General features: G+C 72.5%; 17 protein-coding genes. 4 read left to right on the forward strand and 13 right to left on the reverse strand.

The genetic code is table 11. From position 1 onward, the window contains the following. The first annotated feature begins 34 nt into the window (after nt 1–34). Complete coding sequence (locus D7X96_RS19650) at nt 35–1,147, forward strand: ADYC domain-containing protein (protein WP_120546245.1); 1,113 nt, start codon at nt 35–37, stop codon at nt 1,145–1,147. Between the two features lie 3 nt (nt 1,148–1,150). On the opposite strand, the gene D7X96_RS19655 is transcribed toward D7X96_RS19650, so the two are convergent. After that, nucleotides 1,151–2,083, reverse strand: a complete 933-nt coding sequence (locus D7X96_RS19655; RefSeq protein WP_120546246.1) for a sigma-70 family RNA polymerase sigma factor — start codon at nt 2,081–2,083, stop codon at nt 1,151–1,153. A gap of 129 nt (nt 2,084–2,212) precedes the next feature. On the opposite strand from D7X96_RS19655, the gene D7X96_RS19660 reads away from it, so the two are divergent. Then, nucleotides 2,213–6,142: a bifunctional serine/threonine-protein kinase/formylglycine-generating enzyme family protein gene (locus D7X96_RS19660; protein ID WP_121770423.1), complete on the forward strand. Its 3,930-nt coding sequence runs from the start codon at nt 2,213–2,215 to the stop codon at nt 6,140–6,142. Here the strand turns inward: D7X96_RS19660 and D7X96_RS19665 are convergent. Together D7X96_RS19665 and D7X96_RS19670 are read right to left on the reverse strand one after the other, a co-directional pair. Continuing rightward, nucleotides 6,139–6,657: a GNAT family N-acetyltransferase gene (locus tag D7X96_RS19665; protein WP_121770424.1), complete on the reverse strand. Its 519-nt coding sequence runs from the start codon at nt 6,655–6,657 to the stop codon at nt 6,139–6,141. The genes D7X96_RS19660 and D7X96_RS19665 overlap by 4 nt on opposite strands. A 10-nt stretch (nt 6,658–6,667) precedes the next feature. Next, on the reverse strand, nt 6,668–7,708 hold the full coding sequence (locus D7X96_RS19670) for a hypothetical protein (protein ID WP_121770425.1): 1,041 nt from the start codon (nt 7,706–7,708) through the stop codon (nt 6,668–6,670). Between the two features lie 133 nt (nt 7,709–7,841). Here D7X96_RS19670 and D7X96_RS19675 point away from each other — a divergent pair, with 133 nt between their 5' ends. Further along, nucleotides 7,842–8,123 (forward strand): hypothetical protein, encoded by a 282-nt coding sequence (locus D7X96_RS19675; RefSeq protein ID WP_121770426.1) that lies wholly within the window; start codon nt 7,842–7,844, stop codon nt 8,121–8,123. A gap of 9 nt (nt 8,124–8,132) precedes the next feature. On the opposite strand, the gene D7X96_RS19680 is transcribed toward D7X96_RS19675, so the two are convergent. Further along, a complete protein-coding gene (locus D7X96_RS19680; protein ID WP_147468350.1) occupies nt 8,133–9,629 on the reverse strand; it encodes a putative metal-binding motif-containing protein in 1,497 nt (498 codons plus the stop codon). 30 nt (nt 9,630–9,659) lie between these two features. Further along, on the reverse strand, nt 9,660–10,586 hold the full coding sequence (locus D7X96_RS19685) for an RluA family pseudouridine synthase (RefSeq protein WP_121770428.1): 927 nt from the start codon (nt 10,584–10,586) through the stop codon (nt 9,660–9,662). Between the two features lie 99 nt (nt 10,587–10,685). On the opposite strand from D7X96_RS19685, the gene D7X96_RS19690 reads away from it, so the two are divergent. After that, nucleotides 10,686–11,921 (forward strand): MFS transporter, encoded by a 1,236-nt coding sequence (locus D7X96_RS19690; RefSeq protein WP_120551341.1) that lies wholly within the window; start codon nt 10,686–10,688, stop codon nt 11,919–11,921. A gap of 4 nt (nt 11,922–11,925) precedes the next feature. Here the strand turns inward: D7X96_RS19690 and D7X96_RS19695 are convergent, their stop codons facing one another. The 8 genes from D7X96_RS19695 to lysW form a co-directional block, all read right to left on the reverse strand. Continuing rightward, nucleotides 11,926–12,987, reverse strand: coding sequence for a M20/M25/M40 family metallo-hydrolase (locus D7X96_RS19695; protein WP_120551340.1), 1,062 nt, complete (start codon nt 12,985–12,987; stop codon nt 11,926–11,928). Then, nucleotides 12,974–13,843, reverse strand: coding sequence for a [LysW]-aminoadipate kinase (locus D7X96_RS19700; protein ID WP_121770429.1), 870 nt, complete (start codon nt 13,841–13,843; stop codon nt 12,974–12,976). The genes D7X96_RS19695 and D7X96_RS19700 overlap by 14 nt, the downstream gene beginning before the upstream one ends. Continuing rightward, nucleotides 13,840–14,616: an SDR family NAD(P)-dependent oxidoreductase gene (locus D7X96_RS19705; RefSeq protein ID WP_120551338.1), complete on the reverse strand. Its 777-nt coding sequence runs from the start codon at nt 14,614–14,616 to the stop codon at nt 13,840–13,842. The genes D7X96_RS19700 and D7X96_RS19705 overlap by 4 nt, the downstream gene beginning before the upstream one ends. A gap of 208 nt (nt 14,617–14,824) precedes the next feature. Next, nucleotides 14,825–15,820, reverse strand: a complete 996-nt coding sequence (locus D7X96_RS19710) for a sulfotransferase (RefSeq protein WP_120551337.1) — start codon at nt 15,818–15,820, stop codon at nt 14,825–14,827. Beyond that, the gene (locus D7X96_RS19715) at nt 15,820–16,665 is read right to left on the reverse strand and encodes a family 3 encapsulin nanocompartment shell protein (protein WP_120551336.1); all 846 of its coding nucleotides are present in this window, start codon (nt 16,663–16,665) and stop codon (nt 15,820–15,822) included. The genes D7X96_RS19710 and D7X96_RS19715 overlap by 1 nt, the downstream gene beginning before the upstream one ends. A 29-nt stretch (nt 16,666–16,694) precedes the next feature. Continuing rightward, nucleotides 16,695–17,738: an N-acetyl-gamma-glutamyl-phosphate reductase gene (argC, locus tag D7X96_RS19720; protein ID WP_120551335.1), complete on the reverse strand. Its 1,044-nt coding sequence runs from the start codon at nt 17,736–17,738 to the stop codon at nt 16,695–16,697. After that, nucleotides 17,735–18,586 (reverse strand): RimK family alpha-L-glutamate ligase, encoded by an 852-nt coding sequence (locus D7X96_RS19725; protein ID WP_121770430.1) that lies wholly within the window; start codon nt 18,584–18,586, stop codon nt 17,735–17,737. The genes argC and D7X96_RS19725 overlap by 4 nt, the downstream gene beginning before the upstream one ends. A 9-nt stretch (nt 18,587–18,595) precedes the next feature. Continuing rightward, entirely contained in the window at nt 18,596–18,799 is a 204-nt protein-coding gene (gene lysW / locus D7X96_RS19730; RefSeq protein WP_120551333.1) for a lysine biosynthesis protein LysW, read from the reverse strand. Between the last annotated feature and the right edge of the window lies 1 nt (nt 18,800).

An 18,800-nucleotide genomic window follows, 5' to 3' on the forward strand; every position in this document is an offset into this window, starting at 1 on the left:
CATCGATTTTTCGCCCGGGGTCTCATCCGAGGCGATGAACGCGCCCTTCAAAGCCCTGCCGGTGTGCCTGTCCCTGCTCCTGTCCGCGCCCGTGCAGGCCGCGCCGCCCGCCGCCGCCGCGCTCAAGCCCGGGCCCGGCCCCACCCGGTCCATCAGCGGCCCGTCCGACGCCGAGCGCTACGCGCGCCGCTGCCAGTCCCAGACGGCCCAGCGCATCGCCCGGCCCCAGGGCACCATGCTGTGGGGCACCAAGCGCAGCTGGGACCCGGAGAAGCCCACGGACGAGCGCACCAGCGTGCTCGTCTCCGTGGCGCTGGACGCCCCCCGGCAGGCGGAGGACGGGGTGAAGTCCCTGCGCTTCGAGCACGGCCGCCTGTGGGCCGTCCCCGCCCCCGAGGCCGGCGCGACGGCCAGCGACGTGGTGGGCACCGTGCTCCAGGGCACCGCCAGCGACGGCAAGCCCGTGGAGGTGGCCATCTGCGGCGCGGAGCCCGCGGCGGACGACGCCAGCCGCGTCTTCTATCGCATCGAGGCGTGGAACCCGGTGGCGCGCGAGTGGGAGAACCCCTGCGTCGCCCTGGACCGCTCGCCCGCGCCCCGCGCCCTCGCGGTGGGCGGCACGTGGGACGCGACCGGCGCGCACTCGGACGCGGCGGACCGGGTGACCTTCGCGTGTGAGAACGGCGCCATCTCCAAGTGCATCCTCTGGGGCTACGCGCCGTGGGCCTCGCGCGACGGGCAGTCCCTGGCCGGCCTGCACCAGTCCTGCACCCGGCTGGCCCGCGCGGACTACTGCGGCAACGGCAAGAGCCACACGCGCCAGGACACCACCATCGACATCTACGACCGGCTGGGCGTGCTGGAGCGCGCCACCGAGGTGACGCGCGAGTGGGACCCGGCCAGGGGCTCCTTCGAGGCGGCCTGGGCACCGGACGGCGCCACCTGCCTGTCCCGCACCCGCGACGGGCGCGCGCTGGAGGGCATCCTCGAGGAGTGCCCCGGCCGGTTCCAGGCCGCGGACACCGCGAGCGAGGGCACCCACGGCGAGGTGTGCACGGTGCGCCGGGGCGACGTGAAGCCCGGGGCCGCGCTCCTGCGCAACCTGTCCTATGGCGCTCCGAAGGCGGAGCCCGCGCGGGTGCGGTAGCGCTCAGCCTTCCTGGGGGGGCTCGCGCTTCTCATCGAGCAGCTGGCTGAGGGTCAAATCCAGCTGGCTGTCCACGAAGGCGATGAAGCTCTGGAAGTCCTCCGTGGACAGGCCCAGCTGCTCCTGGAGGCGGCGCCGGGTCTCCGTGTAGACCTGCTGCTGCACCCGCTTCAGCCAGCGCGAGATGGTGGACTGGTTGACGCGGAAGAGCGGCGCCATCTCATACGTGGAGAGCCGGTCGGCGAAGTGGAGGCGGAGCAGATGGCGGTCCTCGGCCGACAACGTGGCGGCGGCCTCGCGCACGGCCTGGCGGAAGGCCGCGTGGTGGCGGCGCTTCATCACGTCCAGCTCCGGATCCAACCCCTGCGCGGGCAGCGCCTTGAACAGCTCCTCCGCGTCGTCCTCCGTGGAGGGCTTCTCCTGCCCGCGCAGCTTGTTCGCGATGCGGCTGGCGATGACCACCACCCAGCTCAACAGGCCGCCGCGCCCCGTGTAGTCCGCGATGGCGGGCGCCTGGCCGGCGTTGGCCACCAGCAGCTTCACGCCCACGCGCTGGCGGACCTCGTCGATCATCGCGTCGGGCTGGCGCAGGCTGCGCAGGCGCTCCGGCAGCCGGGCCAGGTAGTGGCGCTCCAGGGCCTCATGCGCGGCGGCGTGGCCCAGGAGGCACGCGCACGCGAGGTACAGCTCCGGCAGCGACAGGCCGGAGACGAGCGGCGCGATGGGCGCGGTGGGGCTCGCCGGGGGAAGCCGCTCCGCGACGTGGGTGACGAAGCGCTCGGCGGGGACGGTGACGCCCGGCCAGCGGGCCTGCGCGTCCTCCCAGGCGCGCTGGAGCAGGGCGTCGAGTGCCGCGAAGTCCTCCGGCGAGGGGGCCACGAAGCGGGTCTTCGTATGCGAGAGGAAGGTCGCGGCCAGTGCGGGCACCTGGGACATGGCAACGCCATACCATGACGCGCTCCGGCCCGCTCTGCACGCGCGCCGCGCGCACGGTGCGGGACGTCCTGTCCGCGTGTGTCATTGAACGCCGCGTGCCACGTGGCTAGCGTCAGGTCTGGACTTTACGTGAGCGCGCTCCCTTCCAGCTGCCTGACCGACGACATCCTGGTCGAGCTCCTCGAGGACCAGCTGACGGACGAGGCCCTGGCCGAGGTGCACCGCCACGCGGCCGGGTGCAACGAGTGCCGAGGCCTCCTGGCCACGCTCACGCCCGGCCTCCAGCGCTCGTCCGTGGAGGAGTGGGAGTCCTCCGGCTCGCGGGTGACGGACAAGCTGCCGCCGCCGGAGCCGGAGCCCTGGACGCCGCCGCAAGCGTTCGACGCGTTCCGCCTGGAGCGCCCGCTGGGCCGGGGCGGGATGGGCATCGTCTACCTGGCGCACGACACGTCGCTGGACCGGCGCGTGGCGGTGAAGTTCATGGCGTCCGCGCAGACGGATGAGCGCTTCCGCGACCTGTTCACCACGGAGGCCCGGGCGCTCGCGCGGCTGCAGCACACGAACATCGTCAGCGTCTTCAGCGTGGGCACGGTGGAGGGCCACCCGTACATCGTCTCAGAGTACGTCATCGGCGAGACGCTCGCGGAGCTGCCCCTGCCGGTGCCATGGCGCCGGGTGCTGTCGCTGGGCGTGGGCCTGGCGCGCGGGCTGGCGGCGGCGCACAAACAAGGCGTCCTCCACCGCGACCTGAAACCCTCCAACGCGCTCGTCACGCGCGAGGGCGAGGTGAAGCTGCTCGACTTCGGCCTGGCCGAGCGCTTCGAGGTGGGCGCGGAGCTGGCGTCCGGCTCGCCGCTGCTCGTGGGCACCCTGCCCTACCTGGCGCCGGAGGTGCTGGCCGGCCATCCGGCCTCCGCCCGCAGCGACCTGTACGCCTTGGGCCTCATCCTCCATGAGCTGTGCACGGGCCAGGTGCCCCGCCGCACGTCGCGAAGGCCGGAGGACACGCCGCCCCGCGCCCCGCTGGGCCCGGAGGTGGACCCCGACTTCGCGGCCCTCATCCAGCGCGCGCTCGCGGTGGATCCGCAGGAGCGCATCGGTTCGGCGGAGGCGCTGAGCGAGGCGCTGGAGCAGCTGGAGCGCTCCATCGCGCCCGCGCCGCTGGCGGCCGGCAATCCCTACCGGGGCCTGGCGCCCTTCGCGGCGGAGCACCGGTCGCTCTTCTTCGGACGCGAGGGCGACATCCGCGCGGTGCTGGAGCGCCTGCGCACGCGGCCGCTGGTGCTCGTCGCGGGAGACTCCGGGACGGGCAAGTCGTCGCTGTGCCGCGCGGGGGTGCTGCCCCGGGTGGCGGCCGGAGACCTGGGCGACGGACGGGAGCCGCACGTCGTCACGCTGTGGCCCGGCCACCGCCCGCTCGATGCGCTGGCCGCCGCGCTGGCGCCGGTGCTGGGGCGCCGGGAGTCGGAGCTCGCCGCCGCGCTCACGGACACGCCCGCGTGGCTGGGCCAGGCGCTGCGCGAGACGCATGGGCGCGGGCGGGGGCTCCTGCTCTTCATCGACCAGCTGGAGGAGCTGCTCACGCTCTCCGACCCCGTGCAGGCCGCGCACGTCACGCGCGTGCTGGGAGAGCTGGCCCTGCCGTCGCCCGGGGTGCACGTGCTGCTGGCCGTGCGCGGCGACTTCCTCACGCGCCTGTGCGCGCTGCCGGGCCTGGGGGAGGAGGCGGAGCGGGCGCTCTACATCCTCCGGCCCCTGTCGCCCGAGGGCGTGCGCGAGGCCATCATCGGCCCGGCGCGGGCGCGGGGCGTGGCCTTCGAGTCGCCGGAGCTGGTGCAGACGCTCACCGACTCCACGGCGCATGGCGTGGGCAGCCTCCCGCTGCTCCAGTTCGCGCTCGCCGAGCTGTGGGAGCGCCGGGACTCCGCGCGGGGCCGCATCACCCGCTCCGCGCTGGAGGCCATGGGCGGCGTGGCCGGCGCGCTGTCCCGGCACGCGGACGGCGTGCTCGCGCGCATGAGCCCGGCGGAAGCCGCGGCGGCGCGGCGGCTGCTGCTCCAGCTGGTGACGGCGGAGGGCACGCGCATCGAGCGGGGCGCGGAGGACCTGGCGGACGCGTCGGATGACGTGTCGCGCGCGGCGCTGCGCATGCTCGTGGAAGGACGGCTGCTGCACACGCGCACGGTGAACGGCCTGCCGCGCTGGGAGATTGCCCACGAATCGCTCATCGCCAGCTGGGGCACGCTGCGCGACTGGCTGGACGACGACATCGGGCACCGCGTGCTGCGCAAGCGCGTGGAGGCGGCCAGCGCGGAGTGGGACCGCCTGCGCCGCGCCAACGAGGCCCTGTGGGGTCAGCGCCAGCTGGATGAAGTGCGGCTGTTGGACCCGGCCACGCTGGGCTCGCGCGAGCAGGCCTTCCTGGGCGCGTCCCACCGGGCCGTGCGGCGCGCGCGTTGGGGGCGGGGGCTCACCGCGCTCGTGCTCGCGCTCGCCGTCCTCGCGTCCTACGGCGGGCTGCGGCTCCAGGCGTACCTGGAGGACTCGCGCTTCATCGCCGCGGAGCTGGGCGCCGCGAAGGAGGCCCTGGGCTCCGGCCGCACCCTGGTCGCCCGGGCGCTCGCGAGCCGCGAGGAGTCGCTGGCGATGTTCGACGGCCGGGCGCCCTCGTCCCTGGGCCCGGAGACGGCGACGGACGCCACGGGCCTGCGCGGCGCCGCGGAGAAGCGCTGGACGGAGACGCTGGCCCTGAGAGAGCAGGCGGAGGCCGCCTTCACCCGCGCCAGCCGGAGCCTGGAGCGAGGCCTGGACCGGGACCGCCACCACCCGGAGACGCGCCGGCTCATCGCGGAGGTGCTGTCCGAACGGGTGCTGCTCGCGGAGGCGTTCCACCAGCGCCAGGAGCGCGAGGCCTGGCTGCAACGCCTGGAGCAGGAGGTGGACTCCGCGAAGGAAGGCGCGGCGTCACTGCAGCGCTTCCGCGAGCCCGCGGAGCTGACGTTCGAGAGCACCCCACCCGGCGCCCACGTCTCCATCGCGCGCGTCATCCGGAGCGACGGGCCGTACCGCCGCGAAGCGCTGCCGGACACCGGCACCTCGCGCTTCGTCCTGCCGCAGGGCTCCTACCTGCTCCACGTCACGCAGCCGGGACGGGTGCCCGTGGACGTGCCGGTGTTCCTCACGCACGGCGCGCGCGAAGCCCTGCGCCTCACCCTGCCCACGCAGGTGCCGGAAGGCTATGTCTACATCCCGCAGGGCTGCTTCCTCCTGGGCAGCGCCGAACCGGAGGTGGTGCGCCGCTTCACCTTCAGCCCGCCCATGCACCGCTACTGCCTCACCGGCGGCTACCTGGTGGGCCGCGACGAGGTGACGTTCGGCGACTGGCTGACCTACCTGGACGACCTGCCCCCGGACGCGCCCGCGAGGCGCATCCTTGAGCAGCCGCACTTCGGCGACGGGGGCACCATCACGCTGCGCTGGAAGCAGGGCTCGGGCTGGGTCTTCACCTTCCACCGCACCCGCGAGGAGTTCCGCACCGCGAAGGAGGGCGAGCCCCTGCTCTACGCGGAGCGCACCCGGCACGCGAGCGTGGACTGGAAGCGGCTGCCGCTGTCCGGCGTCTCCGCGCAGGACCTGGAGGGCTACTTCTACTGGCTCCACCGGACGAAGCGGCTGCCCGGCGCGCGCCTGTGCGGCCAGCATGAATGGGAGTACGCGGCCCGGGGCGCGGACGGCCGCCGCTATCCCCACGGCGACCAGCTCCAGCCGGACGACGCCAACATCGACGCGACGTATGACCGGCGGCCGCTGGCCTTCGGACCGGACGCGGTGGGGACGCATCCCGCGTCGGTGAGCCCGTTCGGCCTGCGGGACATGGCGGGCAACGCCTATGAGCTCACGCGCTCCGTGACGCCGGAGTTCGGCAGCGTCGTGCTCCGGGGAGGCTCCTGGTATTACGACTCCTTCGTCGCGGCGAGCGCCGACCTCTCCCCCGGTGACGCCACCGCGCGGGACGTGCGCAGCGGCGTGCGCGTCTGCGCTTCCTTCGACCCGCGCTAGCCGGGCACGTACACGCGGTTCTGGATGCCGTCCTCGGTGACGTGGCGGTCCAGGCGCATCCCCAGCCGCTCCGCCACGCGGATGGACGCGGAGTTGTTCGGGTGGATGATGGCCACCAGCGGCACGTGCGGCAGGTACCGGGCCGCCAGCGACAGGGCGAGCCGGGACGCCTCCGTCGCGAACCCGGAGCCCCACGTCTCGGGCGCGAAGCGGTAGGCCAGGTTGAGCACGCGCTGGCCCTCCAGCTCCTTGTAGCGCAGGCCGCTCAGGCCCACGACGACGCCGGGCGCGTCCAGCCGCTCCACCAGCCAGTAACCCACGCCGTCGCGCGCCCAGTCCTCCAGCCAGAGGCCCAGGATGCGCCGCGCATCGTCGAGCGTCTCCATGTAGCCACGGCGGCTGTAGCGATTGGTCGTTGGATCCGAATGGAGGGTGAAGACCGCGTCCAGATCGCTTTCGTGAACGGCGCGGAGCAGCAGTCTGTCGGTGGTCGTGCGTGCGTAATCCCGGAGCATGCCGGGCAGTCTAGGTGAACCAGGCCCAGTCCAGGTCCTCCAGCGGCGGGAGCCAGCCCCCGCGACGCCGGGTGATGATCTCCTCACGCCAGGTCTCCCGCCCGCCAGGGATGGGCCAGGCGCGCGAGACGGTTCCCTTCGGGTCGGGCGTGAAGCTGTGCACGAGCATGCGGTTGACGCGCTCGACCGTCTGGGGCGTCGCGCCGGCGCGCAGCTGGAACTCCGCGCTGAACAGGGCGCCCTCCTCGCGGACGCTGTTCCTGAGGCGGGGCGGGTCGATGTACGGCCACAGGCCCAGCAGCGGCGGCTCCACGCCTTCGAGCAGCGCCGCGTGCAGCCGGTCATGGCCATCCAGCACCAGCCACTTCGCCAGGATGTCCACGTACAGCAGCAGCACGGGCGGCAGCGTTCCGTCCCGCGCGCGCTTGCGCCAGCTCTTCACCCGCCCGTCCTCGGGTGAAGAGGGCACGCGCAGCGCGAGCACGGCGCCCGGACGTTGCTCCGGCACCGTCTCCCACCAGTCCTCCTTCCACGCGGTGGGGAACGACGTCACGGCGGACAGCGAGTGCGGCGGCATCGGCGGCTGACCGAAGCCCCACTCCATGGGGGAGACCGGATGCCGCTCCGCCTTCTGGGCGGGGATGGCGCGCACGGGGCGCAGACACCAGTGGCCGGCGTGCAGCACCGGCAGCGGGGCCTCCACGAGCGCGCGCGCCACCCGCCAGTCCCAGGCCTCCCACCAGGCGCCGGTGCCGGGCGCGGCCTCCACGGCCCGGACGTCCGGCGCGGACAGGGGCGGCAGGACCTGGGGAAACAGGGCCGCTCCCCGGAGGAAGAGGGCGCGGTCCCAGTACGCGTCGATGCGGGTCCACAGCAGCGTCTGGCTCCCGCCGCGCAGGCGGATCCGGTAGTCCCGCGTCGCGTCCAGGTGCAGGGCGGGACGCCGCGTCCAGCGGCTAGCGGCGGGCACGTGCAGGAGCAGGCCGGGCCCCGGGGTCTCCAGTCCCCAGGACCGCGTGTCGTCCGCGACGATGGAGACTCCTGGATTCATGCGCCGGGAGCGTACTCCGGAGCAGGCCCGTGCCGCCGGCCGCCCGCCAGGCATGCGGCCATGCACGGCCGCCCGCCTCCCCCTGCCCTTCCAGGCCGTCCGCCTCCACCTTGAGGGCAGGAGGTGATGCGCGATGGCGGACCGGATTCTCGAGAAGCAGCATGAGCACGAGCGAGAGCAGGAGCGTGAGCGGCTTCGTGCGGAGGAGCAGAAGGACCTGGAGGTGGAGGCGCATCGCGGCGCCCGTCCCCTGGAGGGCTTCGCGGGAGGCCATACGACGTGGACCGGTGACCAGGACGACGAGGCCGCGGCCCGCGTACACGCCGGTGACGCCGAGGCCTCCCAGGAGGCCAGTGAGCGGCAGGCCCGGCTGGAGCCGCCCGAGGACGAGGACGACTCCCTCCGCCGCGAGTAGCCGCCGGACTCAGGGCGCGCAGTAGCGAAGCGAGTGGAAGGCGTAGGTCCGGGGATTGTCCGTCCCGGTCCTCAGGAGGGCTCCCATCCAGCCTCCGGGAAGCTCATGCAGCCGCACCGCGGCGCCCTGAAGATAGATGGGCAGTGGTGTGGGGCCCGGAGTCCAATCCGTCATGACGCCGGACGGGCTCAAGCCCCAGAGCCGTCCATTCCAGGGCGCGTAGGGACCGCTCGGGATGACATCCCCGACGTTCGTGGCGAGCCAGGCCAGCTGGAGCCCCCGGGAGGTGACCGTGGCGCCAAACGCCGCGGACTGGCTCCACGTCACGGGCGTCAGCGTCTCGGACATCTTCGGTTCGAAGAGTGACCGCAGCTGATGGATCCGGGGCGTGTGCCCATCCGGTTCGCGGTAGAGCAACGTCGGCTCCCATCCGCTGCCGCCGGCTCCTGGCGCCATCAGCAGCTTGGGGATGGCCATGTACGCCACGGGGAAGACTCGCTCTTCTCCCACGGCGCCCAGCTCCCGGTCCCAACGCCGCATCCGGAACCACGACTTTTCGCGCTCCCCACCATCCTCGTGAATCGTGACGAGGAAGCCCCCATCCTCCAGGCCCAGCACCGCGGGCGAGGAGAAACGGAAGGTGTCCGACTTGAACAACACCCGGGGCTCGGCCAGGACCTGTCCGTCCGCGTCGACGATCATGCCCCGCACCTCGCGGACATCGAGGGCATCAACGATCCAGACCACGGCGATCCGCGCTCCATCCACGGATGCCGCCACGCGCGCCGCGCCCCCCCAGCCCCCAAAGTACCGGGACTGCTCGAACAGGACGACGCCTTCGGGAGCGCCGAGCGGAACGCCCTGCTCATCCAGATACACGAGGTGTCCCTGAGCAAAGGAGGAGCCCGACTGGGAATGATTCGCCGTGAAGTAGAGCGCCAGCCCGCGCGAGGTGCGCAGCAACTGGACCTGCGTGATGGGCGACGAAGCTGCATCCAACGGGATGAGCGATGTGCCTCGCAGGCCCAGGGACTCGTCGAACCGGAGGACCTTGATGCCCTCCGAGCTGTCGATGTAGGTCATCAGGAAGCCCCCTGCCACGGGCAGGCTGTCCACCGAGTCATCGTCGGCCACGAAGTTCGTCGCGATGACATCCGTCCACGTCGACGGATCCGTCACCCCGTCGCAATCGTTGTCCAGACCATCGCAGCGCGTCTCCGCGGCCTCGTAGTCCGTGCCGTAGGAGCGCGCCGTGCACACGGGCTCATAGGCCCCGTCCACCCACGCGCGCTTCGCTCCCGCGCACACGCCCTGGGTCTTCTCGCAGGGAAGGCCCTCCGCGATGCCACTGTCAGGCGTTCCCGCGTCGTCCGTGACGCCCGCGTCGCTCCGGGTGCCCGCATCCACCTGCGTGCCCGCGTCCCGCTCCGGCTCCGACGGGCTCGTGGAGGATCCACAGCCCACCAGCCACAGGGCCAGCACCAACGACTTCATCCGCGATTGCATGTTCCCCTCTTCCCCAATGCCTGAACCCTATCACGCGGTCTGACGCAGCACCGTGAGCCCCCGCTCGAAGTCCTCTGGCGGCGGCGACTCCACCTGGATGATCCGCCCCGTCGCGGAGGACGGAACCTCCAGCCGCCACGCGTGCAAGGCCTGACGTCCCACCGCGAGCGCCGCCGGGTGCCTGCGTGCCTCTTCCGTGCCGTAGAGCGAATCGCCCAGCACCGGGAAGCCGGCTTCCGACAGCTGCACGCGGATCTGATGCGTGCGCCCCGTGTCCAGGTCGATGTCCAGCAGCGCCCCCTCCCGGAACCGCTCGCGCACCGTGAACGTCAGCGCCGCGCGCCTCGCGGAGGGCACGCGGGTGGTGAAGCGGCGCGGATCCTTCGGGTCCCTCGCGTACGGTCCTTCCAGTCTCCCCGTCTCCGGCGGACGGCCCAGCACCAGCGTCTGGTAGCGCTTGTCCACGCGCTTCTCCTGGAACGCCAGGAGCAGCGCCGCCACCGCGTCATCCGTGCGGGCCAATGCCAGACATCCGCTCGTCTCGCGGTCCAGCCTGTGCACCACGCCGGGCGCGGCCACGCCCTCCACGTCGAACGGGGGGCATCTCGCCGCGAGCAGCCCCACCACCGACGCCGCCCGCCCCTCCGGCTCCACCACCAGCCCCGGCGGCTTGGCCACGATGACGAGCGCCGCGTCGTCGTACAGCACCGGCAACTCCGGGCCTTCCAGCGAGGCATGCGGCGACGGCCGGGGCTCCGGCGTCTCCAGCGTGAGCTCCTCGCCGCCCCACAGCTTGCGCGTGGCCTGCGCCTTCTTGCCCCGGATGCGCACCCGCCCCGCGTCCAGCAGCGCCCGGGCCCGCTCCGGCGTGAGGCCCGGGACGTGCTTCGTCAGGAAGCGATCCAGCCGCTCGCCAGCAATTTCCCGGGGAACCACGAGAACCTTGTGCCGCGTCATGCCTTTCCCCGTCTCTCAAGGCAGGCGAGGAGTCAACCGCCGTGTAGGCGTGGGCTTACCGGGCACGCGTCAGGGGCGCGCAGTAGAACGAGGCTCTCCGTGGCCACCTCCCTGTTTTCCCGTTCGGCTGCTGTCCGGGCCCTGTCCCACCGCGACTTCACCCTTCTGTGGCTGGGCACGCTCGTGTCGAACATCGGCACGTGGATGGAGTCCGTCTCCCTGGGCGTCTACGTCACGGAGGTGACGGGCCAGGCCGCGTGGACGGGCGGTGTCGCCGCGCTGACGCACCTGCCGTCGCTCATCCTCGCGCCGCTGGGGGGCGCGCTCGCGGACCGCTTCGACCGGCGCACCTTCATGGCCGTGTGCGTGTGCGTGCAGGCGCTGCTGGCCGCGCTGCTCACGGTGCTGGCCGGCACGGGGAACCTGTCCGTGCCGTGGGTGGCGGCCATCGCGCTGCTCAACGGCGCCTTCAGCACGCTGGTCATCCCCTGCGCCACGGCGCTCACCGTGGCGGTGGTGCCTCCGGAGGACCTGCACAACGCGCTCAGCCTGGACTCGGCGCAGTTCAACCTGGGGCGCATCATCGGTCCGGTGCTGGCCGCGCTGGTGCTCACGAAGGTGGGCATCGCCGGGGCGCTGTTCGTCAACACGCTGTCGTTCCTCGCCGTGCTGCTGGCGCTCGCGGGGATGCGCGGCGCGGTCAGTGGCCTGCCTCCGAAGGTGGAGGCGCTGTGGGCCGGCATCATGCGGGGCGTGCGGCTGGCGTGGACGGATCCGGGCATCGCGCTCGCGCTGGGCTCCGGCGCGCTGGTGGGCCTGCTCATCTCCCCGTTCGTGGGCCTGGTGCCGGTGTTCGCGCTGAAGGTGCTGGGTGGGGACGCGACGACCACGTCCCTGCTGCTCACCGCGCAGGGGACGGGCGCGGTCATCGCGGCGTTCGGCTCCGGCCCCATCGCCGCGAGGATGGGGCGCCGGGCCTTCCTGGAGGCGTCGCTGCTGCTCGTGGGGCTGTGCTCCGCGGCCTACTGGCTGTCCCCCTCCCTGCCGGTGGCCCTGGTGACGCTGTTCATCCTGGGCGCGGTGTACCTGGTGGCCTTCACCGGCTTGAAGACGGTGTGCCAGGCGCGCACGCCGCCGGAGCTGCAGGCGCGCGTGAGCAGCCTGTTCCTCCTGCTGGTGAACGCGGGCTACATCCTGGGCGTCTGGGGCCAGGGCGCGCTGTCGGACCACGTGGGCGTGCGGCCCATCACCGCGGGCTGCGCGCTGCTCTTCTTCGGCATCGTGGTGGGGATGCGGACGCTGCGCTCCAGGGGCCTGGCCGCGCTGGGCACCTGAGCGTTCACTTCGCGGGCAGGAGCGCCAGCACGCGCGCGAGCACCGCGACGCCCTCCTCGTACTCCGGCAGGTCGATGTGCTCGTTCGGCGTGTGGTCCAACGCCGCGTCGCCGGGGCCGTACGCCACGGTGGGCACGCTCCACGCGGAGGCCACGGTGTTCCAGTCGGACGTGCCCGTCTTCAGGCGCAGGGTGGGCTTCACGCCGCGCTCGCGGATGGCCTGCTTGAAGACGCGGGAGAGCGCGTCGTTGCCGTTCGTGGACACGGCGTCCTTGCGCGCCACGGTGCGCACCGTCACGGTGGGCACGGTGGCCAGCGCCGCGAGCAGCGCGCCGGTGTCCGTGGACGGGCCGGTGCGGATGCTCACCGCGGCGGTGGCCCACTCCTCCGTCTCCGTGGCGCCGGTGTGGAAGGCGTTGAGGGAGGGCAGGTTCTGCTCGAAGAGGGATGGGCGCTCGCGGTTCCAGTCGTCGCACAGGCGCTTGAGCGCGTTCCATGCGTCGATGACGTGCTCGGCGGCGGCGCGGTAGTCGCGGCTCGCGGTGTGGCGGCGGCTGGCGCGGTGCTCCAGGTCCAGGCGCAACAGCCCCTTGTAGCCAAGGGTCACCGCGTGCGCGCCGCTGGGCTCGCCGTTGATGACGAAGTCCGGGGCGTACTGGTCGCGCACGTGCAGGGCGCCGCGAGTGATGGCGACCTCCTCCTCCACGCAGCCCAGCAGGAGGAACTGCTTGCCGGCGCGCTCGGCGTCGTCCAGCAACTCCACGGCTTCGATGAACGCGCACAGCGGGCCCTTGGCGTCCACCGCGCCCCGGCCGTAGAGCTTCTGTCCCTCCAGCCGCACGGGCACTTCGCCGGGCACGGTGTCGATGTGGCCCAGGAACGCGATGACGGTGCCCCCGTCCCCGTAGCGGGCGACGGCGTTGCCCACGGCGTCGGTGTGCGCGCGCCAGCCGCGAGCCGCCAGCCGCTCCACCAGCGCTCCGGCGAAGGAGGCCTCCTGGTGACTGGGGCTGTACTGCTCCACCATCCACCGCAACAAGTCGACGCCCGGCTCACGCGCCCGCATCCGCCCTGCCTCCATCGCGAAGGGTGAACTTCGTACCGCCCGCCTCCTCCAGCGCGGCGAACACCGGCCGGGCCACGCGGGACGCGCTCACGTACGCGGTGGGGACTCCGCCCTCCAGCGCGCGGCGGACGGCCTCCAGCTTGTAGCGCATGCGTCCGCCCGCCAGCGGCATGCAGCCCGCCACGTCGTCGCTCGAGCGCACCAGCGACGAGGGGTCCTTCGGATCCGCGAGCAGCCCCGGCACGTTGGAGAGGATGACCAGGGCCTTCGCGCCCACCGCCGCCGCGATGGACGACGCCACATGGTCCGCGTCCACGTTCACGAGCACGCCATCCTCCGTCACGGCGGGAGGACACACGACGGGCACATAGCCGCCGTCCAGCAGCGTCCCCAGGAGCGCCGCGTTCACCGACGAGACCTCGCCGGCCAGGTGTTCGCGGTCGATGCGCATCCGTCCGCCGGAGTCCTGCAGCTTGAGCGGCGGCCGTCTGCGCGCGGTGAGCACGCGTCCGTCCGCGCCGCACAGCCCCAGCGCGGTAACGCCCTTCGACAGCAGCGCCAGCACCACGGCCTTGTTGACCTCACCCACCCACGCCATGGTGAGCGCGCGCAGCGTGGGCGCATAGGTGAGGCGCACGACGTTGCCGTTCGCGGTGGTGGCCTCCGGGCGCTCCAGCCCCAGCGAGCCCAGGAGCCGCTCACCCGCCTCCGACCCGCCATTGACGACGACGACGCGCTCGCCCTGGCGGACGAGTTCCGCCACGTCCGAGCAGACGTTCTCCAGGTCCACGCCCGCCGCGCCGCCAATCTTCACGACGACGGGACGGCGGGAGGAGGCACCGGCGGTGGCGCTCATCCGATGACGCTCGCGCCGCCGTCCACGAGCTGCACGGTGCCAGTGATGAAGGACGCGCGCTCGCTGGCGAGGAACACCGCGGCGGCAGCGAACTCCTCCGGGAGCCCCACGCGCTTGAGCGGGATGTGCGCGCCCATGGCGCGAAGGCCGGCCTCCACGTCGCCCGCGTTGCCGGCGGTGCGCTCCACGGGGGGCGTGCGCATGTAGCCCGGAGCGAGGACGTTGACGGTGATGCCGGCATCGCCCAGTTCCTGCACCAGCGCGGCGGAGAAGCCGACGATGCCCATGCGAGCGAAGCCGGACAGCGCGAAGCGCGCCACCGGCCGGTGCACGGTCTCCGAGGTGATGAACAGCAGGCGTCCCCACCCGGCCTTCTTCAAATGCGGCAGCGCCGCGAGCGCCAGGGAGATGGGAGGCAGCAGCACCGCGTCCGCAGCGCTCTTGTACGCATCCACGCCGAAGGTGGACGCAGGGCCCGGGGGAGGTCCTCCGCTGTTGGTGACGACGACGTGCAGGGCGCCCAGCTTGGCAACCACGTCTTCCACCCAGCGGCGGACCTCGGCGTCATCCTTCACGTCCACGCGGGAGGCCAGCACCCGGCCGCCGCGGGCCACGGACTTGAGCCGGGCCTCGGCCTGGGCCAGTCGGTCCGAGTCCCGAGCACCGATGGCGACATGCGCGCCCTCCTTCGCCAGTTCCTCCGCGACAGCGAGGCCCAGCCCGCTGGAGCCACCGGCGACGAGAGCAACCTTGTTGGCGAGTCCCAGTTCCATCCGCGTCCCTCCAGACCTTCAAGGTTCAAAGCACTTCAACCCGATGCCAATGGCTGACTCATCGCATCAAGCCCCAAGCCCCACCTCCGGCCCGGCGCGATCCAAAACCTGTCCGACTGTCGGACAGGTTTTTTCGGCGCGCCCCCGGCGGGGGCCCGATGGGTTTCTTGCCTTCTCATCCGTGGGGACAGGGCTCATGTCCGAGGACTCAGGGACGGGGCTCCCCGCCCGCTGCGTCCGGCGCGGTTCCTCCGATGGGTGCGCGCCTGGCTCCGCTGAAGTAGCCGTACTTCGCCATCAGCGGCCACGCGAGCGCCACGGTGAGCGCCTTCGCTCCGGAGGCCAGCTCCCCCTTCCACGCGTCGTCCTCGCCGCGCAGGAGCGTGGGTCCGCTGCGGAAGCGGTCCGGGTTGCCCGTGACGGTGTGGTTCTTGCCCAGCACCACCGTGCGCCCCTTCACCGGGTTCTGCGCCCGTGGCACGCCCACCAGGTCCAGCACCGTGTCCACGGCGCGGTCCGGCGCGGCGATGAAGTCCTCGTAGCGCAGGAACAGCGACTGGGCGGGGAACCTCCGCGTCACCTCCTCCGACGCCGCGTTGAAGCCCAACCAGTACGCCGTGCTGCGCGCGGCGGACATGGGGACGACATACTGCTTCGTCTTCGTCCACGAATGCGTCACCGCACGCGGGTCGCGCACCAGGTGCAGGTACAGCGGCCGGATGCCCTCCACGTGCGGCAGCAGCGCCGCCTCGGAGGGGAACTTCCCGCTGTCCACCAGCACCGTGCTCCCCGTGGCCCGCGCGATGGTGCGGTACGTGCGCGCCAGGAAGTCCGCGTGCGACTGGAGCGCCTGCGAGTCCTCCGCCTGATCCAACACCCGCAGCGTGTGCCGCGTGCGCACCGCGGCCTGCTGCCGGCGCACCACCGCCTCCGCGTGCGCACGCGGCGTCAGGCCCGCCGGCACGCCGGAGGTCAGCACCGTGTTCCAGATGCCGCACTCCAACAGCTGCTGGCCGCAGCCGCACAGCGTGTTGGAGCCGTTCCCGTACGCGTTCTTCCAGAGGAAGCTCAGCTCCCCCACGTGGAAGAAGCCCGGCACCTCGTTGAGCACGTTGCCCAGGATGGTGCTGCCGCTGCGGCACCAGCCGGTGATGTAGAGGACCGTGAGCTGCGCGCCCTCGCCCTTCGCGCTCGCGGAGGCCATCAGGTCAGCGACGCCACGAAGAAGTGGGTGGGCAGGTGCACCGCGAGCGTCGTGTAGACCTCGCCGTAGGCCGCCAGTCCCTCACGCGGGAAGATGCCCGGCGGCGGCTCCGCGAACCGGATGACCGAGCGCTCGCTGTCATACAGCGTCGCCGCGGCGGTGAAGTCCCCCACGATGATGGTGCCCGGGTTCACCATGCGCGTGCGGCACAGGCGGATGCCCATGGCCGCCAGGTCCGACAGGAGCGACTGCTGGCCCACCAGGTGCTCGTAGAAGTCCAACGAGTTGATGACGATGCCGTCCGCGGACCCGCCCATCTGCTCCACCTGCGCGCACGCGTTGAGCAGCGACCGCACCGCCGTCTTCTGCGCCGGCAGCCGCACGATGCCCGGCGTGTGCAACAGGCCCCGCACGCCGTCCCCGCCCTTGCCGATGCACAGCGCCTGGTTCTCCGCCGTGTTCAGCCGCACCAGCAGCCGGAAGTCGATGAACTGCGCCAGCGACTTCGGATCCTCCAGCAGGTTGCGCGGCACTTGAATCCACGCGCGCGTGGGCTTGAGCGCCTGCGTGTCCTGGTGGAACTCGAAGCCGGCCTCCGGCCGCAGCTCCACGTCCTGCACCGGGCCGGTGGGCTTCGCCTGCGGATGCGTCTCGTACCAGAATGGCACCGGGTCGCGCTCCGCCTTCGCCGTCTTGAACATGCCGCGCACCGCGATGCGCGGACGGCGCTTGAAGCCGGGGAACGCGTCCACGATGGAGTTGTCGTAGTCCACGTGCGCCTTCGTGCCCTGCTTCTGGACCGCGGCCGCGAACACCTCTCCAGGGGATTTCGTGCTCAAGCTCATGGGTGGGGCTCCTCGGAATGAACAGCGCTCTAGAGCGGATGCAGGCCCCGGAAGCCCAGCCCTTCCGTCTCCGGGCGGCCCAGCATCAGGTTCAACGCATGCACCGCCGTGCCAGCGGCGCCCTTCACCAGGTTATCGATGGCGGCGTTCACCACCACGCGGCCCCGCTCCGGGTCCACGTCCACCGACAGGTCACAGTGGTTCGTGCCCAGGAGCGGCCCGGGCTCCGGGAACGGAGACAGGGACGCGCTGGGGCGCAAGAGCCGCACGAAGGGCTTCTCGCGGTAGCGCGTGGCGATGGCGCGCACCACCTCCGGCTCGTCCACCGGCCGCGCCGCGAAGGCGTGCACCGTCGCCAGGATGCCGCGCACGCCTGGCACCGCCGTGGCGCTGAAGTGGATGGTGGGCTGCTGGCCGGTGACCCGCGCCACCACGCCCTCCAGCTCCCCCGTGTGCCGGTGGCCCACCGGCTTGTAGCAGCGCAGCGCGTTCGCCCGCTCCGGGTGGTGCGACGAGCGGTCCGGAGTCGAACCGCCCCCGGACGAGCCCGTCTTCGCGTCCACCACCAGCACGTCCGGGCGCACGAGCCCCGCGTGCAGCAGCGGCAGGAGCGCCAGGAGCCCCGCGTGCGCCATGCAGCCGGGGATCGCGACGTGGCGCGCGTTCGTCAGCGCGTCCCCCATCCACTCCGGCAGGCCGTAGACGAACGCGGGGACGTCCTCCGGGCGCGGGTGCTTGCCGTACCAGCGCGCGTGCCCCGAGGCGTCCAGGCGGAAGTCCGCGCTCAGGTCCACCACGCGCTCCGCCAGCCGGGACACCTTCTGCCAGCGATTGATCAGCTCGCCTTGGGGCAGGCAGCTCACCAGCACGTCGCAGGGCTCCAGCGCGTCGTGCGGCGTGTAGCGCAGCGTGCCCACTCCGCGCAGGTGCGGGTGCGGGAAGTCCAGGCGCTTGCCGGCGAACTGGCCGGAGGTGGCCTGCACCACCTCCACGGCCGGGTGCGCGAGCAAGAGGCGCAGCACCTCGCCGCCGGTGTAGCCCGCGGCCCCCAGCACCGCCACGCGCACGCTCATCGCCGGGCTCCGGCTCCGGACGCGACGTACTCCGCGATGAGGTCCGGCAGCGGAACGCCCGTCTCGTCGATGCTGCGCGCGAACTCCACGCAGTGGTTGATTTCGTTGACGTAGATGTCGCCGCCGCGCGTCTCCAGCAGGTCCACCGCCACCATGTCCCCGCCCACCGCCTCCGCCGCGGCCTCCGCCAGCCTCGCGTGCACCACCGGCACCTCGTAGCGCTCCGGCACGGCACCTCGAGCGGTGTTGGTGATCCAGTGCTCGGAGCGCCGCCGGAGGCCGCCCACCGCGCGGCCGACGACGTAGACGCGCAGGTCGTAGCCCGGCTTGTCCACGTACTCCTGCACCAGCGCCACGTGGTCCTGCGCGCCGCCGGTGCCAAAGCGCGTGGACAGCACGCCTTCGGCCGCGGTGCGCGAGTCCAGCCGGGCCACCATCCGGCCCCAGCTGCCCAGCACAGGCTTGGTCACCACCGGGTAGCCCTTCTGCTCAATCGCCTCCAGGCACGCGTCCTCGTCGAAGGCCACGAACGACCACGGCATGGGCACGCCCTTCGCGGCCAGCGCGGCGCTGGTGAGCGCCTTGTCCCCGCACAGCGAGATGGTCCGCGCGCTGTTGAGCACGCGCAGCCCCTTCATCTCCAGGAACGTGGCCAGGTAGCGCGCACGCGTGAAGGACATGCTGCGCATCAACACGGTGTCGGCCTCGGTGACGCGCTGCCGGTCCATGGACAGCACCATCCCGGTGTCCTGCACCAGGTTGACGGCGCAGTCGCGCCTGCGCAGCGCCTCGAGGAGGAGCTTCTCCTCGGTGCGCACGCGCGTATAGACGAGGTCGACCTTGCGCATGGCGCGGGTCTACTCCCCCCAGTCTTCCTCGACCTCGGGCGCTTCCTCGAGCCGCAGCGGGTTGACGCCCACCACCTCCAGCTCGGCGGAACAGCCGTCACAGGAGAGCACCTCACCCACGATCCGGTTGCCGCCCGGCACCGGCTGGGCGCACAGCGGACACTGCTCCGGCGGCACGGACTGCGTCATCGGGTTCGGGTTCTGGACCTGCATG

It is taken from the genome of Corallococcus interemptor, assembly GCF_003668875.1.
Taxonomy (GTDB): domain Bacteria; phylum Myxococcota; class Myxococcia; order Myxococcales; family Myxococcaceae; genus Corallococcus; species Corallococcus interemptor.